The sequence below is a fragment of the Clavibacter michiganensis subsp. insidiosus genome (assembly GCF_002240565.1).
Taxonomy (GTDB): domain Bacteria; phylum Actinomycetota; class Actinomycetes; order Actinomycetales; family Microbacteriaceae; genus Clavibacter; species Clavibacter insidiosus.
This window is the reverse complement of the sequence record NZ_MZMO01000001.1, coordinates 851,573-867,994: the sequence shown is the minus strand read 5'-3', so window position 1 is coordinate 867,994 and position 16,422 is coordinate 851,573. Positions and strand designations below refer to the sequence as shown.

At 73.9% G+C, this 16,422-nt stretch carries 16 protein-coding genes; 1 reads left to right on the top strand and 15 read right to left on the bottom strand.

All coding sequences use genetic code 11. The features are described 5' to 3' along the window. Positions 1-5: 5 nt before the first annotated feature. The 13 genes from lysS to tilS all read right to left on the bottom strand — a co-directional run bounded on the left by lysS (position 6) and on the right by tilS (position 12,942). A complete protein-coding gene (lysS, locus tag B5P21_RS04480) occupies positions 6-1,547 on the bottom strand; it encodes a lysine--tRNA ligase (protein WP_094170824.1) in 1,542 nt (513 codons plus the stop codon). Between the two features lie 129 nt (positions 1,548-1,676). Further along, on the bottom strand, positions 1,677-2,555 hold the full coding sequence (gene panC, locus B5P21_RS04475) for a pantoate--beta-alanine ligase (protein ID WP_045529268.1): 879 nt from the start codon (positions 2,553-2,555) through the stop codon (positions 1,677-1,679). 42 nt (positions 2,556-2,597) lie between these two features. After that, positions 2,598-3,359: a Rossmann-like and DUF2520 domain-containing protein gene (locus B5P21_RS04470; RefSeq protein ID WP_045529270.1), complete on the bottom strand. Its 762-nt coding sequence runs from the start codon at positions 3,357-3,359 to the stop codon at positions 2,598-2,600. Beyond that, positions 3,356-5,122, bottom strand: a complete 1,767-nt coding sequence (locus tag B5P21_RS04465; RefSeq protein ID WP_094170823.1) for a PH domain-containing protein — start codon at positions 5,120-5,122, stop codon at positions 3,356-3,358. Before B5P21_RS04465 ends, B5P21_RS04470 begins: the two co-directional genes overlap by 4 nt. Continuing rightward, the gene (locus B5P21_RS04460) at positions 5,119-5,607 is read right to left on the bottom strand and encodes a PH domain-containing protein (RefSeq protein WP_045529271.1); all 489 of its coding nucleotides are present in this window, start codon (positions 5,605-5,607) and stop codon (positions 5,119-5,121) included. The genes B5P21_RS04465 and B5P21_RS04460 overlap by 4 nt, the downstream gene beginning before the upstream one ends. A gap of 50 nt (positions 5,608-5,657) precedes the next feature. Beyond that, complete coding sequence (locus tag B5P21_RS04455) at positions 5,658-6,140, bottom strand: DUF3180 domain-containing protein (protein WP_045529272.1); 483 nt, start codon at positions 6,138-6,140, stop codon at positions 5,658-5,660. Beyond that, a complete protein-coding gene (gene folK, locus B5P21_RS04450) occupies positions 6,137-7,039 on the bottom strand; it encodes a 2-amino-4-hydroxy-6-hydroxymethyldihydropteridine diphosphokinase (protein WP_045529273.1) in 903 nt (300 codons plus the stop codon). The genes B5P21_RS04455 and folK overlap by 4 nt, the downstream gene beginning before the upstream one ends. Then, positions 7,033-7,743, bottom strand: coding sequence for a DUF3592 domain-containing protein (locus tag B5P21_RS04445; protein WP_045529274.1), 711 nt, complete (start codon positions 7,741-7,743; stop codon positions 7,033-7,035). The genes folK and B5P21_RS04445 overlap by 7 nt, the downstream gene beginning before the upstream one ends. Positions 7,744-7,747: 4 nt before the next feature. Next, a complete protein-coding gene (folP, locus tag B5P21_RS04440) occupies positions 7,748-8,620 on the bottom strand; it encodes a dihydropteroate synthase (RefSeq protein WP_210433761.1) in 873 nt (290 codons plus the stop codon). Continuing rightward, positions 8,617-9,201: a GTP cyclohydrolase I gene (folE, locus tag B5P21_RS04435; RefSeq protein WP_045529275.1), complete on the bottom strand. Its 585-nt coding sequence runs from the start codon at positions 9,199-9,201 to the stop codon at positions 8,617-8,619. Before folE ends, folP begins: the two co-directional genes overlap by 4 nt. Positions 9,202-9,205: 4 nt before the next feature. Further along, complete coding sequence (gene ftsH / locus B5P21_RS04430; RefSeq protein WP_094170822.1) at positions 9,206-11,206, bottom strand: ATP-dependent zinc metalloprotease FtsH; 2,001 nt, start codon at positions 11,204-11,206, stop codon at positions 9,206-9,208. Positions 11,207-11,363: 157 nt separating this feature from the next. Beyond that, positions 11,364-11,915: a hypoxanthine phosphoribosyltransferase gene (gene hpt, locus B5P21_RS04425; RefSeq protein WP_045529278.1), complete on the bottom strand. Its 552-nt coding sequence runs from the start codon at positions 11,913-11,915 to the stop codon at positions 11,364-11,366. Position 11,916: 1 nt separating this feature from the next. Then, on the bottom strand, positions 11,917-12,942 hold the full coding sequence (gene tilS / locus B5P21_RS04420; RefSeq protein ID WP_045529280.1) for a tRNA lysidine(34) synthetase TilS: 1,026 nt from the start codon (positions 12,940-12,942) through the stop codon (positions 11,917-11,919). A gap of 54 nt (positions 12,943-12,996) precedes the next feature. Between tilS and ppa the strand changes: the two genes are divergently transcribed. Continuing rightward, complete coding sequence (gene ppa / locus B5P21_RS04415; protein WP_045529282.1) at positions 12,997-13,518, top strand: inorganic diphosphatase; 522 nt, start codon at positions 12,997-12,999, stop codon at positions 13,516-13,518. 111 nt (positions 13,519-13,629) lie between these two features. Here the strand turns inward: ppa and B5P21_RS04410 are convergent, their stop codons facing one another. Continuing rightward, entirely contained in the window at positions 13,630-14,988 is a 1,359-nt protein-coding gene (locus B5P21_RS04410) for a C40 family peptidase (RefSeq protein ID WP_052663232.1), read from the bottom strand. A 13-nt stretch (positions 14,989-15,001) separates the two neighbouring features. Continuing rightward, positions 15,002-16,297 (bottom strand): M23 family metallopeptidase, encoded by a 1,296-nt coding sequence (locus tag B5P21_RS04405; protein ID WP_094171390.1) that lies wholly within the window; start codon positions 16,295-16,297, stop codon positions 15,002-15,004. Positions 16,298-16,422 lie beyond the last annotated feature (125 nt).

Sequence of the window (16,422 nt, the reverse complement as noted above, 5' to 3'; positions counted from 1 at the left end):
GTCGCCTACTTCACTAGGGGGAACAGGATGGTCTCGCGGATGCCGAGACCGGTGATGGCCATGAGGAGCCGGTCGACCCCCATACCCATGCCGCCCGAGGGCGGCATGCCGTGCTCGAGGGCACGGAGGAACTCCTCGTCGAGCGGCATGGCCTCGTCGTCGCCACGCGCCGACTGGCGCGCCTGGTCGACGAAGCGCTCGCGCTGGACGACGGGATCCACGAGCTCGGAGTAGCCGGTGGCCAGCTCGAAGCCGCGGATGTAGAGGTCCCACTTCTCGACGACGCCGTCGATCGAGCGGTGCGCGCGCGTGAGCGGGGAGGTCTCCACGGGGAAGTCGAGCACGAAGGTGGGGCGCTCGAGGCCGCCCTTCACGAAGTGCTCCCAGAGCTCCTCGACGAGCTTGCCGTGCGTGCTCAGCGGCACGACGACGCCCTCGCGGTCGGCGATCGCCTGGAGCTCGTCGACGGTCGTGGCGGGAGTGATCTCGACGCCGGCGGCCTCGCTCAGCGAGCCGTACATGGAGATGCGGTCCCACTCGCCGCCGAGGTCGTACTCGGTGCCGTCGGCCCACGTGACGACGTGGCTGCCGGCGACGGCCATGGCCGCGTCCTGCACGAGCGTCTGGGTGAGCTCGGCGATGGAGGTGTAGTCGCCGTAGGCCTCGTACGCCTCGAGCATCGCGAACTCGGGGCTGTGCGTCGAGTCCGCGCCCTCGTTGCGGAAGTTGCGGTTGATCTCGAAGACGCGGTCGATGCCGCCGACGACCGCGCGCTTGAGGTACAGCTCGGGCGCGATGCGGAGGTACATCTCGGTGTCGAAGGCGTTGGAGTGCGTGACGAACGGGCGGGCGGACGCACCCCCGTGCATCACCTGCAGCATGGGCGTCTCGACCTCGACGTAGCCGCGCTCGCGGAACGTCTCGCGCATCGAGGCGTTGACCTTCGCGCGGTCGAGGACGTTCTTGCGGGCCTGGTCGCGGACGATCAGGTCGAGGTAGCGGCTGCGGACGCGGGTCTCGTCGGAGAGCTCGGAGTGCAGGTTCGGCAGGGGCAGCAGGGCCTTCGAGGCGATGCGCCACTCGCTCGCCATGATCGACAGCTCGCCCTTGCGGCTCGCGATGACGCGGCCCGCGACGAAGACGTGGTCGCCCAGGTCGACGAGCTCCTTCCACGCGGCGAGCGCGTCCTCGCCGACCTCGGCCAGCGAGATCATGGCCTGGATGCGCGTGCCGTCGCCCGCCTGGAGCGTCGCGAAGCAGAGCTTGCCGGTGTTGCGGAAGTGGACGACGCGGCCCGCGATGCCGACCACGTGGTCGGTCTCCTCGCCGGGCTCGAGGTGGCCGAACTCCGCGCGGACCGCCGGGATCGTGGTCGTGACGGGCACCTGAACCGGGTACGCGCCCTCGCCCGGGCCGCCCGCGGCGTTGAGACGCGCGCGCTTGGCGAGGCGCACGGCCTTCTGCTCGGCGACGTCCTCGGCGGGTCCCTCCACGGCGGGAGCGGGGGCGGTCTCGAGCGTCGCGGGCGTTCCGGGGCTGTCGGTCATGTGCGGGCGGATCCTCGCGGGTCGTGGGGTACGGGGCGGCCGAGCGGCCTCCCGTCGATTCTCGCAGGTGCGGGCAGGGCCCGGGCACGCGGGTCGACGGACGGCCGGGTCGCGCCGCGCGAGGTCGGGTCAGGCGATGACGACGGTCTCGTTGTCGATGAGGCGGGTGCTGCCGACGCGGGCCGCGATGACCGCGAGCGCGACGCCCGTGAAGCCGTCGTCCACGGACTCGAAGGTGGTCGGGTCCACGACCTGGAAGTGGTCGAGGGCGACGGCGGGCTCGCCCATGACGACGGACTGCGCGGCGGCGATGACGGCGTCGATGCCGCGGTCCCCCGCGCTCTGCGCGGCCTCGAGCGCGGCCGGGATCACGCGGGCGGCGCGGCGCTCGCGGTCGTCGAGGAAGCGGTTGCGGCTCGAAAGCGCCAGGCCGTCGGGCTCGCGCACCGTGGGCAGCTCCTCGATGCGGACGGGCAGGTCGAGGTCGCGCACCATGCGGCGGACGAGGTGCAGCTGCTGGGCGTCCTTGCGGCCGAACGTGGCGACGTCGGGCGCCACGATGTGGAGGAGCTTCGCCACGACGGTGAGCATGCCGTCGAAGTGGCCGGGGCGCGAGCGGCCCTCGAGCGTGAGGGCGACGGATCCGCCGGTGACGCGGACGCGCGCGGGCCCGTCCGGGTACATCTCGGCCGCGGACGGCGCGAACACGAGGTCGACGCCGGTCTCCGCGAGCGCGGCGACGTCGGCGTCGAGCGTGCGCGGGTAGGCGTCGAGGTCCTCGCCCGCGCCGAACTGCAGCGGGTTGACGAAGATCGACACGACCACGAGGGAGCCGAGCTCGCGAGCCCGGCGCGCGTGCGCCAGGTGGCCCTCGTGCAGCGCGCCCATGGTGGGGACGAGGACGACGACGGGCGCCTCCCCCGCCGCGGTGCGCGCGGCCCGGTGGTCGCGGACGCGGGCGCGCAGCTCGGCGATGCCGGTGACGACGGTGGGCGCGGGGATCGTCATGGCAAGGGGCTCCTCGGTGCTGCGGGACGCGGACGCACCAGGTTAGTGCGGCTCGTGGCCCTCGTCCGTCGGCAGCGGCACGTCGCCGGACGTGAGGCGCGCGCCGCCCGCCGGGGAGGAGCGGCGGAGCGCGTCGTCGACGGCCGAGCGGATCAGCGGTCCGAGGACGCGGCCGGGCTCCTCCACGCCGATGCCCGCGAGGAGGCCGGCGGCCTGGTCGACGATGGCGGTGGAGAACGTGGTCGCGGTGGAGATGGCCTCCGCGTACGCGGCGCGGTCGCGCTCCTCGACGACGACGGGCTCGCCGCCCATCTCGACGACGAGCACCTGCGCGATGGGGAGCACGGGCGCGGGCGCGGTGACGGCGAACCAGCTGTCGACCATGCGGCCGAGGTCCATGCTCGTGCCGGTGAACGACATCGCCGGGTGGATGGCGAGCGGGATGATCCCGGACGCGAAGGCGGGCGCGAGCACCTGGATCCCGTGCGCCGCCGACGTGTGCACGACGAGCTGGCCGGCCTGCCACGCGCCCGTGGCGGCGAGGCCCGCGACGAGCCCGGGGAGCTCGGCGTCGGGGACGGCGAGGATCACGAGCTCGCTCCGCTCGACGAGGTCGGGGATCTCGAGGACGGGGACGCCCGGCAGCATCGCCTCCGCGCGTTCGCGGCTCGCCTCCGAGACCGCGGAGATGCCGGTGATCGCGTGGCCGGCGCCCGCGAGGGCTGCGCCGAGGACGGGGCCGACGCGGCCCGCGCCGACGATGCCCACGCCGAGGCGGCCGGAGCGCTGGGATGGAGCGGTCATGCAGGGTCCTCGGGGGTGGATCGGTGGCGGGGGGCGTCGGCGCGGGCGGGGGCGGATGCCGGATCGGGCTCGGGCTCGGGCGTCGACTCCGGGATGGGCTCCGGTGCGGGGACGGGCTCAGGTGCCGGGACGGGGGCCGCTGCGGCTCCCGGCGCGGGCCAGCTCGCGGCCTCGGCGCCCCAGTGCGCGGACGTGTCGGAGCGGGCGGACGCCACGGCGGCCTGGACCAGCCGGGTCGACAGCTCGATGCCCGTGGCGCGGTCGATGGCGCCGAGCCGCGTGTCCACGGGGCCCGCGACGGTCGCGGCGCGCACCGACACGAGGTCGAGGCGGCGGTCGATCGGGCCCTGCGTGAGGTCGACGCCCTGCGTCCGGGCGTGCGGCACGATGACGAGGCGGCGCCACATCACGCCGCGGCGCACGAGGAAGGCGGATGCGTCGACCGCGAAGCCGGTGCGGCGCCAAGAGAAGGGCTTGAGGATCCGCGCCCGACGCGGCGACGTGATGAAGCCGTCGTCGGCTCCCCCGCGGCCGGTCATGCCCACGGCGACGAGCGCGAGCGCCTGGTCGCCCACGAGGTCGGGCAGCACGAGGCCGAGCACGCGGTCGACGTCCCGGCGGTCGCCCACGGGGAGGATCGACGTGTTCTGCTGGCCGGCGGCGCCCGGCGACGAGGAGTGCGAGGCGCGCGTGATGCGGATCTCCCACCAGCCGGCCGCGCGCCAGAGCAGCGGCTGCACGACCTCGACCGCGTGGATCCGGCCGGGCGGGATGGTGTCGTTGCTCGTGGACAGCAGGCCGAACCCGACCCGGACGCCATCGGGCGTGCCGGCGACGCTGTAGCGGAGCGAGCGCGTGATGCGGCGCACGAAGAAGCCGGCGGATCCCAGCAGCGTCGGCAGCAGCGGCACGAGCAGGTACCAGGCCTCGAAGCGCACGATGAGCGGGATCCCGACCGCGACGAACAGCACGAGCACCACCGTGGGCGCCGAGAGCAGCACCGCGCCGACCAGGCGCGGGAGGGGGATGCGCACGACCGACTGCGGCGGGGCGGCATCCGGGTCGAGCTCGGGGGCGAGGAAGTCGTCCACCCGGGAGCCGACGAAGCCGCGGGCGGGAGCGCCGGGGGCGGCGGGCGCGGATCCCGCCGCCTCGGCCCGCGCGCCGGACGCGAGCCGCAGCACTCGCAGGCGGAAGGCGTCGGCGTCGCGCGAGCGGAGGTACTGCAGCGGCAGGTTGGCGTCGTTGCCCGCGACCTGGATCTCGAGCTTGGCCGCGCCGATCAGCCGCGCGATCAGCGGGCGCACGATGTTGACGCCCTGGATCCGGTCGAGCCGTGCCCGCCTGTTCGTGCGGGAGAGGATCCCGCTGCGCACCTCGACGGTCTCCTCCGTCACGCGGAACGTGTGCATGCGCCACGAGAGGTAGGAGACGCCGACCGCGAGGAGCGTGAACGCGAGGAGGGCGAGGACCACCCAGACGAGGCTGCCGGTCTCCACGAGCATCGGGATGAGGTCCTGCTCGCCGTCCCGCCGCTGGCCGGGCACGAACTGCTCCACGAGCTGCTCGCGCAGCGACGAGACGAGGAAGCCGATCGCGACGAGGAAGAGGACCCCGCCGCGGAGCACGGGGGTGGCCGGGTGGAGGCGGTGCCAGTCGCCGTCGGTGAGCTCCTCCGCGATCCGCGCCTCGGCGGCGGGGACGGCCCCGGCTGCCGCGCCGGACGGCAGGGCCGTCGGGCCGTCGGGGGTCGGGTCGGTCACAGCCCGGCCCGGCGCGTCTCGGCGAGGGCGACGAGCCGGTCGCGCAGCTCCTCGGCGTCGGCGTTCGTGAGCCCGGGGATCTGGATGCTGGCCGCGGCCGCCGCGGTGACGAGCTTGAGGTCGGCGAGGCCGAGCACGCGGCCGACGGGGCCGCGCGTGATGTCGACGAGCTGCATCCGCCCGTACGGCACGGCGACGACGCGCGTCCACATGATGCCGCGGCGGAACACGAGGTCGTCCTCGCGCAGCTGGTATCCCATCGCCCGCACGCGGCGCGGGACGACGACGAGCGTCACGACCAGCTCGACGAGCGCGGCGGCACCCAGCACGATCGGCAGCCAGCGCGGTGCGTCGACCGCGAAGAGGAACGCCGCGACGCCGCCGAGCACGAGGGCGGTGATGACCCCGCCCACCAGCTCGACGCCGACGAGACGCGGGGAGACGCGGCGCCAGGTGACGCCGTGCGGGTCGACGTTCGGGGTCACGGGGCTCCTCGGGGTGCGGTGGGGCCCGCGAACGGTGGTGCCACGGGGTCCTACGAGAGCTCGCGCGCCGGATCCCCGGGGCGCGAGTCGTCCCGGTCGTCGGGCGGGACCGTGCACCAGTGCTCGGCGACCAGCCCGGCGACGAGGAGGACGACGGCTCCCACCGTACCGGCCACCGCGAGCCCGACCGAGGACGCGCCGGGCAGCACGGGCCGGGCCAGCACGAAGGCCAGCACTCCCCCGGTGATCCCGGTGAGCAGCGCGCCCGCGAGCGCCGACGCCTTGGCGAGGAGCACCACGCGCGTGGCGCGGAAGGGATCGACGCGGCCGGGCGTGCGGCCGAGCGTCGAGCGGCGGATGGGGCGGGCGAGCGCGAGCAGCACGATCCCGACGATGAGGAGCGTCGCGCCGAGCGTGAGCGGCGGGATCAGGAGCGCGCGTCCGCTCACGACGAGCGCGTTCTCGGCGAACCAGCCGACGGCCGCGCCCGCGATGAGCAGGGCGATGAGGGTGGTGGAGCGCGTGCGGGTCACGGGGTCGCCTCCGCGCGGTCGTCGTCGGCGGAGGCGGCCTGCGCGAGCGCCGCGAGCAGCGCGTCGACGCGGCCTCGGCCGGGCAGCTCCGCGTCGGGATGCGCCTGCAGCCAGGGTCCGAGCACGAAGGCGCGCTCGGCGGCGCGCGGGTGCGGGAGCGTGAGGCGCTCGTCGTGGATCCGCGCGTCGCCGTACGCGACGACGTCGAGGTCGATCGTGCGGTCGCCCCAGCGCTCGGCGCGCACGCGGCCGAGGTCGCGCTCGATCGCGGACAGCGCGTCCAGCAGCGCGTGCGGGCCGAGCCCGGAGTCCACCAGCGCGACGCCGTTGAGGTAGCCGGGCTTCGTCGGGTCCTCCCCGTCGGCGGTCACGGCGACGGACTCCACGAGATCCGACGTGCGCACGACGCGGAGGCCGGGCACCTCGTCGATGCCCGCCAGCGCGCGCTCGATGGTCGCCCGCCGGTCGCCGAGGTTGGATCCCACGGCCACGACCGCGCGCACGGTCTCCCCCGGCGCCGGCAGCGCGGACGCCCGCTCGATCACGACGGCCACGTCGTCGAACGGCACGGAGATGGGCGCGTCCGGCTTGTGCACGGTGACGCGCACCGACCGGGCGACGGGATGCGCGAGCACGACGGCCGCGACGCGCTCGGCGACGGTCTCGATGAGGTCGACGGGATCCCGCCCGACCGCCGCGGCGACCTCCTCGGCCAGCTCGCCGTAGTGCAGCGTGCGGCCCAGCTCGTCGCTGACGCCGGCGGGCGCGAGGTCGAGCGCGACCTCGAGGTCGATCACGAACGGCTGGCCGTCGCGGCGCTCCTCGGCGAACACGCCGTGGTGGGCGTGCACGCGGAGGCCGGTGAGCAGGATGCGGTCGGCGGGGACGGGCGTCACCATGAGCGGCCCACGACGATGGACAGGAGGTCGCCCGGGTCGGCCGGGTCGTACCAGAGGGGCAGCTTGCCGCCGACGGCGGGGAGCAGCCGGTCGGCCGTGGTGACGGTGCGCGTGACGTGGTGGTCGCGGCCCTCGCCGTCGGTGAACGCGACGGTGAGGCGCGCGCGGACGGCGTCGCCGGATCCGTCGAGGCGCTGCACGGCGGTCACGATCGCGGAGGTGCGGCGGCCGGTCTCGGTGACCCGGCGGGCGGTGGCCGCGAGCCGTGCGACGCGGCGCTGGACGACGGCCCACCCGATGGCCGCGGCGATCCCGAGCACGGCGAGCACCGCCGCCACGAGCCCGAGGACGGCGTTCGACGCGTCGCCCTCGACCGCGGCGGAGGAGAACGGCAGCGCGCCGACGATCCCGAGCGCCGTGCCGAGCAGCGCGACGGCGACCGGCCACAGCGCGGCGCCGATCGTGGTGAGGACGGGCGACAGCAGCACGACGGACGCGTAGGCGGCGCCGAGGGATCCGAGCAGCCCGAGCACCACGGCCACGACCTTGGCGATCACCACTCCCGCGCCCGCGCCGGCGGCGATGTCGGCCGGGAAGGTGAGCCCGGCACCGAGGATCACGGAGGCGATGAGCGCGGCGACCGCGATGCGCACGAGCACCGCCTGCGGGGAGACGACGACACGGTCCTGGCTCACGGCGCTCATGCTCCTACTCTGACAGACCGGCGGCGGCCGACGGCCCGGCGGATGCGGCGGCGACGGCCTCGGCGCGCCCCCGCGCCCACGCCTCCTCGACCGCGAGCGCGGCGCGGGTGGAGGTGACGTCGTGCACGCGGACGGCCCACGCCCCGGCGCGCGCGGACAGGGCGCTGACGACCGCGGTCGGCACGTCGCGCTCCTCGACGGCAGCGCCGTCCGGCAGCAGCCGCCCGAGGAAGCGCTTGCGGGAGGCGCCCACGAGCACGCGGTGGCCGAGGCCCGTGAACGCGTCGAGGGCGCCGAGGAGCTGCCAGTCGTGCGCGGCGTCCTTCGCGAAGCCGAGGCCGGGGTCGACGGCGATGCGGGCGGGATCCACCCCGGCGGCCACGAGGGCGTCGACGCGGGCGGCGAGCTCGTCGCGCACCTCGCCGACCGTGTCGGCGTAGGTCGCTCGCGCCGCCATGGTGTCGCTGTGCCCGCGCCAGTGCATGGCCACGTAGTCGACGCCGGCGCCCGCGACGACCGCGGCCATCCGCGGATCCGCGAGGCCCCCGGACACGTCGTTGACGATCCGCGCCCCCGCCGCGACGCACGCCTCGGCGGTCGCGGCGCGCATGGTGTCGACGCTCACGGCGATCCCCTCGGCGGCGAGCTCCCGGATCACGGGGAGCACCCGCGCGAGCTCCTCGTCGGCGTCGACGCGGAGCGCGCCCGGGCGGGTGGACTCCCCGCCCACGTCCACGAGCTCGGCGCCCGCCGCGACCATCTGCCGGGCGTGCGCGAGGGCGTCGTCGAGCGCGAGGTGCCGGCCGCCGTCGCTGAAGGAGTCGGGCGTCGCGTTGAGGATCCCCATCACGAGCGTGCGGGGGGCGCCCACGGTCACGCTCGGCCGCCCGAGGCGGGCAGCAGCGCGAGCACCTCGGCGCGCGCCGCGGGCTCGGCGAGGGATCCGCGCGCCGCGATGGTGATGGTCGTGCTGCCGGCCTGGCGGGTGCCACGCGCGGTGACGCAGCCGTGCGTGGCGTCGAGGATGACGGCCACGCCGCGCGCCCCGAGACCGTGCTCGAGGGCCTCGGCGATCTGCTCCCCCAGCCGCTCCTGCATCTGCGGGCGGGAGGCGAGGTCGTCGACCACGCGCGGCAGCCGGCCGAGGCCGACGATCCGCTCCCCCGGCACGTAGGCCAGGTGCGCGACGCCGGTGAAGGGCAGCAGGTGGTGCTCGCAGATGGAGCGGAACGCGATGCCCGTGACGATCACGGGCTGCGGCGCCGCGTCCGTCTCCGGCAGCGGGAAGGTCTCGCGCAGGTGGCGGAGCGGATCCGTGCCCACGCCCGCGAAGAACTCGCCGTACGCCTCGGCGACCCGCGCCGGGGTGGTCGCGAGGCCTTCCCGGCCCGGGTCCTCGCCGATGGCGAGGATCAGCTCGGCCACGGCCGCCTCGATGCGCGCCCGGTCGACGCCCACCGGATCAGGCCGTCGCGGGACGCGGGAAGGGCGAGCGCTTCGGCTTGCCGACCGGCGGCTCCGAGTCGACCGCGCCGTCGACGACGCCCTGGTCGATGGGCGCCTTCTGCGGCATGGGCACGGGAGGCAGGTCGGACAGCGGGCGCTTGTCGCTCGAGAGCCACTGCGGGCGCGGCGGCAGCTTCTTGACGTCCGCGAAGATCGCCGCGAGCTGGTCGTGGTCGAGCGTCTCCTTCTCGAGCAGCTCGGTGGCGAGGCGGTCGAGCACGTCGCGGTTGTCGTTGATGACCTGCCACGCCTCGTCGTGCGCGCCGTCGAGGAGCTTCCGCACCTCGGCGTCGACCGTGAGGGCCATGTCCTCCGAGTAGTCGCGTCCGCCGCCGAGCTCGCGGCCGAGGAAGGGCTCGCCCGAGCTGGAGCCGAGCTTCACGGATCCGACCTTGGCGCTCATGCCGTACTCGGTGACCATGCGTCGGGCCGTGGACGTGGCCTTCTCGATGTCGTTCGACGCGCCCGTGGTGGGGTCGTGGAACACGATCTCCTCCGCGACGCGGCCGCCCATGGCGTAGGTCAGCTGGTCGAGCAGCTCGTTGCGGGTGACGGAGTACTTGTCCTCGAGCGGCAGCACCATCGTGTAGCCGAGGGCGCGGCCGCGCGGCAGGATCGTGACCTTCGTGACGGGATCCGTGTTGTTCATCGCCGCCGCCGCGAGCGCGTGGCCGCCCTCGTGGTACGCGGTGATGAGCTTCTCGTGGTCGCGCATGATGCGGCTGCGGCGCTGGGGGCCGGCCATCACGCGGTCGACGGCCTCGTCGAGCGCGCGGTCGTCGATGAGCTGCGCGTTGGAGCGCGCGGTGAGGAGCGCGGCCTCGTTGAGGACGTTGGCGAGGTCGGCTCCCGTGAAGCCGGGCGTCTTCCGCGCCAGGACCTCGAGGTCGACGCCCGCGGCGAGCGGCTTGCCGCGCCCGTGCACCTCGAGGATCTGCTTGCGGCCCTGCAGGTCCGGGGCGTCGACGCCGATCTGGCGGTCGAAGCGGCCGGGGCGCAGGAGCGCGGGGTCGAGCACGTCGGGCCGGTTGGTGGCCGCGATGAGGATGACGTTGGTCTTGACGTCGAAGCCGTCCATCTCCACCAGGAGCTGGTTGAGGGTCTGCTCGCGCTCGTCGTTGCCGCCGCCGACGCCGGCGCCGCGGTGGCGGCCGACCGCGTCGATCTCGTCGACGAAGATGATGGCCGGCGCGTTCTGCTTGGCCTGCTCGAACAGGTCGCGCACGCGGCTCGCGCCGACGCCCACGAACATCTCGACGAAGTCGGATCCGGAGATCGAGTAGAAGGGCACGCCCGCCTCGCCCGCGACGGCGCGAGCGAGCAGGGTCTTGCCGGTGCCGGGAGGGCCGTAGAGCAGCACGCCCTTGGGGATGCGGGCGCCGACGGCCTGGAACTTGGCGGGCTCCTTGAGGAAGTCCTTGATCTCCTCGAGCTCCTCGATGGCCTCGTCCGACCCGGCGACGTCGGCGAACGTCACCTTCGGGGAGTCCTTGGAGGCGAGCTTCGCCTTCGACTTGCCGAACTGCATGACGCGGTTCCCGCCGCCCTGCATGCCGGAGAACATGATCCAGATGAAGAAGCCGATGAGCAGGAGCGGCAGCAGGATGCTGAACGCCGAGAGCAGCCAGCTCGGCTGCGGCACCTGGTCGTCGAAGCCCTCGGCGGGGTTCGCGGCCGTGATGGCGGAGACGATCTCGCCGCCGCGCTGCGCGACGTAGTTGAACTGCACCATGGTGCCGTTGTCGCCGTCGGCGCTCGCGAGCGTGAGGTCCACGCGCTGCTCGCCGTCGATGATCTTGGCGGAGGCGACCTTGCCGTCCTGGATCAGCTCGAGGCCGTGCTGCGTGGTGATGGTCTTGTAGCCGGATCCCGTGATGAGGCTGAAGCCCACCGACACCACGACGATGGCGAGGACGACGATCAGGATCGGGCTGCGGAGGAGTTTCTTGAAGTTCATGAGCGTAGGGGCGCGGGCCCGACACCTTTCTGCCCGTGCCGCGCCGTACGGCGACGAGATGTCTCGAGGATACAAGCGGCCGTCTGAGCGTGGCCGCGGTGTTCGCCGCCAGCCGAACGTGCGCCGGCATTGAGGCGGATAAGAGGAGCGGGGCGGCTCAGCTGTAGACGTGCGGCGCGAGGACCGCCACGTCGCGGAGGTTGCGGTACCGCTCCGCGTAGTCGAGGCCGTACCCGACCACGAAGTCGTCCGGGATCTCGAAGCCCACGTACTTGACGTCGACCGCGATCTTCGCGGCCTCGGGCTTGCGCAGCAGGGCGCACACCTCGACGCTCGCGGCCCCGCGCGAGCGCAGGTTCGCGAGCAGCCAGGAGAGCGTGAGGCCGGAGTCGATGATGTCCTCGACGATGAGCACGCGGCGACCGGTGAGGTCGGCGTCGAGGTCCTTGAGGATGCGGACGACGCCGCTCGACTTGGTGCCGGAGCCGTAGGAGCTGACCGCCATCCAGTCCATGTGGATCGGCAGCTCGAGCTCGCGCGCGAGGTCGGCCATGACCATGACCGCGCCCTTGAGCACGCCGACGAGGAGCAGCTCCTCCCCCGGGTTGTCGCGCTCGATCTCGCGGCACATCTCGGCGATGCGGCCGTGGATCTCCTCCTCGGTGTGGAGGACCTCGGTCAGGTCGTCGGCGATGTCGGTGGATCTCATGTCACTCTTCCGTCGTCCTGGCGCTGAGGACGATGAGCTCGTCCTTGCGTACGACCCTAACGCCCGGCAGGTCGACCGCCCCCTGCCCGTGCCAGTCGGTGACGAGCCGCGCGACCTCCAGGACGTGCGTCCGCGAGAGGTGCGCCGCGAACTCCTCGCGCGCGGCGAGGCGGATGAGCCGGTGCCGGAGCGCGGGCGGCGCGGCCCGTAGGGACGCGATCTCGAGGGAGATGCCGGCCTCGGCGTGGTCGGCGATCTCCTCGATCATCTCCGCGGCGAAGTGCTCGAGCGCGTCGTCGTCCTCGCGCAGCTGGTCGGCCGTGCGGGCGAGGGCCTCCGCGATGCCGGGGCCGAGCTCGCGCTCGAGCACGGGCAGCACGTCGTGGCGGACGCGCACGCGGGCATAGGCGGTGTCCACGTTGTGCGGGTCCTGCCACGGGTCGAGGCCCTGGTCGGCGCACGCGGCGCGGGTGACGGCCGCGCGGATCCCGAGCAGCGGCCGCAGGTAGACGGCGTCGGCCGCGCGCGCGGGCGTCGACCCGGCCATGCCGTGCAGGCTCGCCGCGCCGGATCCCCGCGCCAGCCCGAGCAGCACGGTCTCGGCCTGGTCGTCGAGGGTGTGGGCGAGGAGCAGCGCGCGGGATCCGGTCTCCCGGAGCGCGTCGTCGAAGGCCGCGTACCGGGCGGCGCGGGCGGCGGCCTCAGGACCGGACGCTCCGGGATCCACCCGCACGCGCGTCACGACGACCGGCGCGAGGCCGAGGGCGCGCGCGGCGTCGGCGGCCCGGGCGGCGACCGCGGCGGATCCCTCCTGCAGCCCGTGGTCGACGACGACGACGCCCACGGCGACGCCCGCGCGGGGGCCCTCGAAGGCGGCCGCGGCAGCCAGCGCGAGCGAGTCGGCGCCGCCGGACAGCGCGACGAGGACGGGACCGGACGAGGAGGGGTCGAGCCCCGCGAGCGCCTCGCGGACCGCCCGCCTGAGGTCCGCGACGGCGGGGGTGAGACGGGGGCGCTCGGAGGGCATCCACTAACGTTATGGCAGCATCCCGCCCACGTCAGAACCACGAGGAGCACGCGCATGGCCAGCTACGACGTCGTCGTCGAAATCCCCAAGGGGTCCCGCAACAAGTACGAGGTCGACCACGAGACGGGCCGCGTGTACCTCGACCGCGTGCTCTTCACGTCGTTCGTCTACCCCACCGACTACGGCTACTTCGAGAACACCCTCGGCCTCGACGGCGACCCCGTCGACGTGCTCGTGCTCCTCGAGTACCCGGTCTTCCCCGGCGTCGGCGTCGCCGTCCGTCCCGTGGGCGTGTTCAACATGAGCGACGAGGCCGGCATCGACTCCAAGGTCATCGCCGTCCCCGCGAAGGACCCGCGCTGGGCGCACATCCAGGACATCGACGACGTGCCGCAGCAGACGCGCAACGAGATCGAGCACTTCTTCGAGCACTACAAGGACCTCGAGCCCGGCAAGTGGGTCAAGACGGAGGGCTGGGGCGACGCGGCCGAGGCCGAGCGCATCGTGCAGGCCGGCTTCGAGAAGCTCCAGGCCGAGGGCGACGGCCACGGCGGCGAGCCGGAGGAGGACGCCTGATCCGCGTCACCCGCTGAGTCCGCACGCCGGACACGACGACGCCCGCCCCCGCATCCGATGCGGTGAGGCGGGCGTCGTCGCGACCGGGCCGGGATGGGCCGGCGGAGCGGATCAGCCGGGTCGGCCGACATACGGCATGATGTCGCTGCCGCCCCAGAGGCCCTGGATCTTCACCACGTCGCCGGGCTTCGGCGCCGCGATGATGGTGTTCCCGCCGAGCGAGATGGCGTCGTGGTAGAAGCCGCTGCCGTCGTTCCAGAAGATGATGTCGCCGGCCTGGCGCTGCGAGAACGGCACGAGGCGGCCTCGGGCCTGCATGGTGTTGTACTGGCTGCTCACCGAGTGGCTGCCGACGTCGATGCCCGCCGCGCCGTACGCCATCATCACGAGGCCCGAGCAGTCCCACACGTTCGGGCCCGCGCCGCCGAGGATGTAGGACTCGCCGAGCTGGGCCTTCGCGAACGAGATCGCGACCTGCGCGGCGTTGCCGGACGGGGCGGGGGCAGGTGCCGGGGCGGGCGCCGGAGCCGGACCGGGCGCGGGACGCGACGGCTGCTGCGGTCCGGGGGCCGGCGCGCTCGCACCGCCGCCCGACGAGGATCCGCCACCGCCGGACGAGGATCCGCCACCGGACGACGAACCGCCGCCCGACGAGGATCCACCGCCGCCCGAGCCGCCCGAGGACGCCGCCGGTGCGGCCACGGCCGCGGGGATCGGCGGCTGGGTGATGCCCTGGATGTACTGCGCCTCGATCTCCGAGGTGGAGTCCTTGAGGAGCGCCAGCTGCGCGATGAGCTGGTCGCTGTTGCGCGTCTGCTCGGTGACCGCGGCCTGGGCGGTCGCGGCGGCGGAGTTCGCCTCGTCGAGCGCCTTCTGGGCCTCGTCCGCGAGCCGGGCGAGCTCGTCCTTCGCGACCTGCGCCTGGTCGCTCAGCGACGCGGCGCTGTTGCGGTCCGCGAGCGCCTGCTGGTACACGGACTGCGTGCTCTCGGACAGCTTCGTCATGGTGCCGAGCGAGCGCAGCAGCTCATCCGCGTCGTCGCCGTCGGAGGAGAAGAGGCTCGCCGTGATGTCCTGGCCGCCCGCCCGCGCGAGGTGGCTCGCGAGGAGCCCGGCGCGCATCCGGCTCGTGAGGGCCGTGGCCTGCGCCTCGTCGGCCTTCTTCTGCAGGCGCGCGAGGTCGTCGGCCTTCGCGTCGCGCGCGGCCTGCGCCTCGGCGTACTTCTCTCCCGCGATCAGCGCGGCCTTGTTCGACTGGTCAGCCGACTCCTGCAGCCCGGTGACGAGCTCGGTCACCCGGTCGATGGCCGCCTGCGTGTCGGCCTGGTTCGCCTTCGCCGCCTGCACGTCGGCCCACGAGGGGTAGTCGGTCGCGGCGAACGCGGTCTGGGCGGCGACGCCGCTGGACACCGCGATCACCCCCACGGCGATCGTGGAGATGACGACCGTGGTCGGGCGGAGGTGGTTCATGTCGTTCCTCATGTCAATGCGTACTGGTGATGGAGACGCCCTGGCCGTGCATGAACGCCACCGGATCGGCGGGGTTCCCGTTGATGCGGATCTCGAAGTGGAGGTGGCACCCGGTGGAGCCGCCCGTCGTCCCCGTGCGGGCGATGGGCTGACCGGCGACGACCTGCTGGCCGTTCCGCACGAGCGTGCCGCCGTCCATGATGTGGCCGTACGCCGAGGAGACGCCGCCGCCGTGGTCGATGCGGATGTAGTTGCCGTAGCCGCCGTTGCGTCCGGCGAAGACGACGGTGCCGGCATGCGCCGCGTACTGGGTCTCGCCGCAGCTGTAGCCGCGCACGAGGTCCTCGCCGGCGTGGAAGATCATGCGCTGGTAGATGGGGTGGAAGCGCGGGCCGTAGTAGCCGCTCGTGTTCGCGCCCGGGAGCGGGGCGGTCCAGCCGGTGCCGCTGATCGCACCGGGTGAGACGTCGCCGCCCGCGCTGCCCTGGCTGGCGGCCAGCGCGTCCGCGTCGGCCTGGCGCTTCCGGACCCCGGCCTGGTAGTCGTCCTCGGTGGCCTCGCGGTTCTCCGCCATGACCGCGAGCCTCGCGTCGGCGTCGGCCTTCTGCGCGCTCTGGTCCTCGAGCGCCTGCTCCAGGTCGGCCTGCGCCTGCGCGGCGTCGGCGAGGAGCTGCTCGGCCTTCGCCTTCAGCGCGTCGAGCTCGGTGAGCGCGACCTGCGCCTGGTCGCTGAGCGACTTCGCGGCGTTGCGGTCCTGCAGGGCGACCGCGTAGATCTGGTCGGACTTCTCGGCCACCTTGCTCATGGTGCCGAGCTTGTCGAGGAGGTCGTCCGTGCCGTCGCCCTCGCTGAGGAGGAGGGTGCCGGAGAGGTTCTGGCCGCCGGAGCGCATCAGCTGCTTGGCGAGGCCCGCGGCCTGCTCCTGCGACTTCGTGGCCTTCGCATCCGCCGCGTCGACCTTCGCCTGCAGCTGGACGGTGTCCTCGTACTTGTCGTCGGCATCCTGCTGCGCCTTGTCGTGCTCCTTGCCGCGCTTCGTCACGAGGTCCTGCGCGTCGCTGACCTTCTGCTGGAGGGACGCGATCTCGTCGTTGATCCGCTGCACGAGCGTCTGCTGCGCCTGCTCGTCGCCGCGCGCCTTCTGCACGTCGTCCCACGAGGCGAAGGTGTCGGCGTGGGCGGGAGCCGCGATCGACCCGGTGAGGAGCACGGCGGCGATGGCGACGATGGCCTGCAGGCTGCGGCGGCCGCGCGGGCGCGATCGTCGGGCGCCCGAGGGGCGCGCGCTCCGGAGGAGGTCATGGTGCATGGTGATCCCGATCATCGTGTCGCCCGGCTGGCCGGCTGTGTCTCCCTGCAGGGCCGGCGGGGAGCGCGGATCACATCCGTCACGCCTTCACCGGCTCTCACAGTAGCAACGGGGGTGCGCGGCGC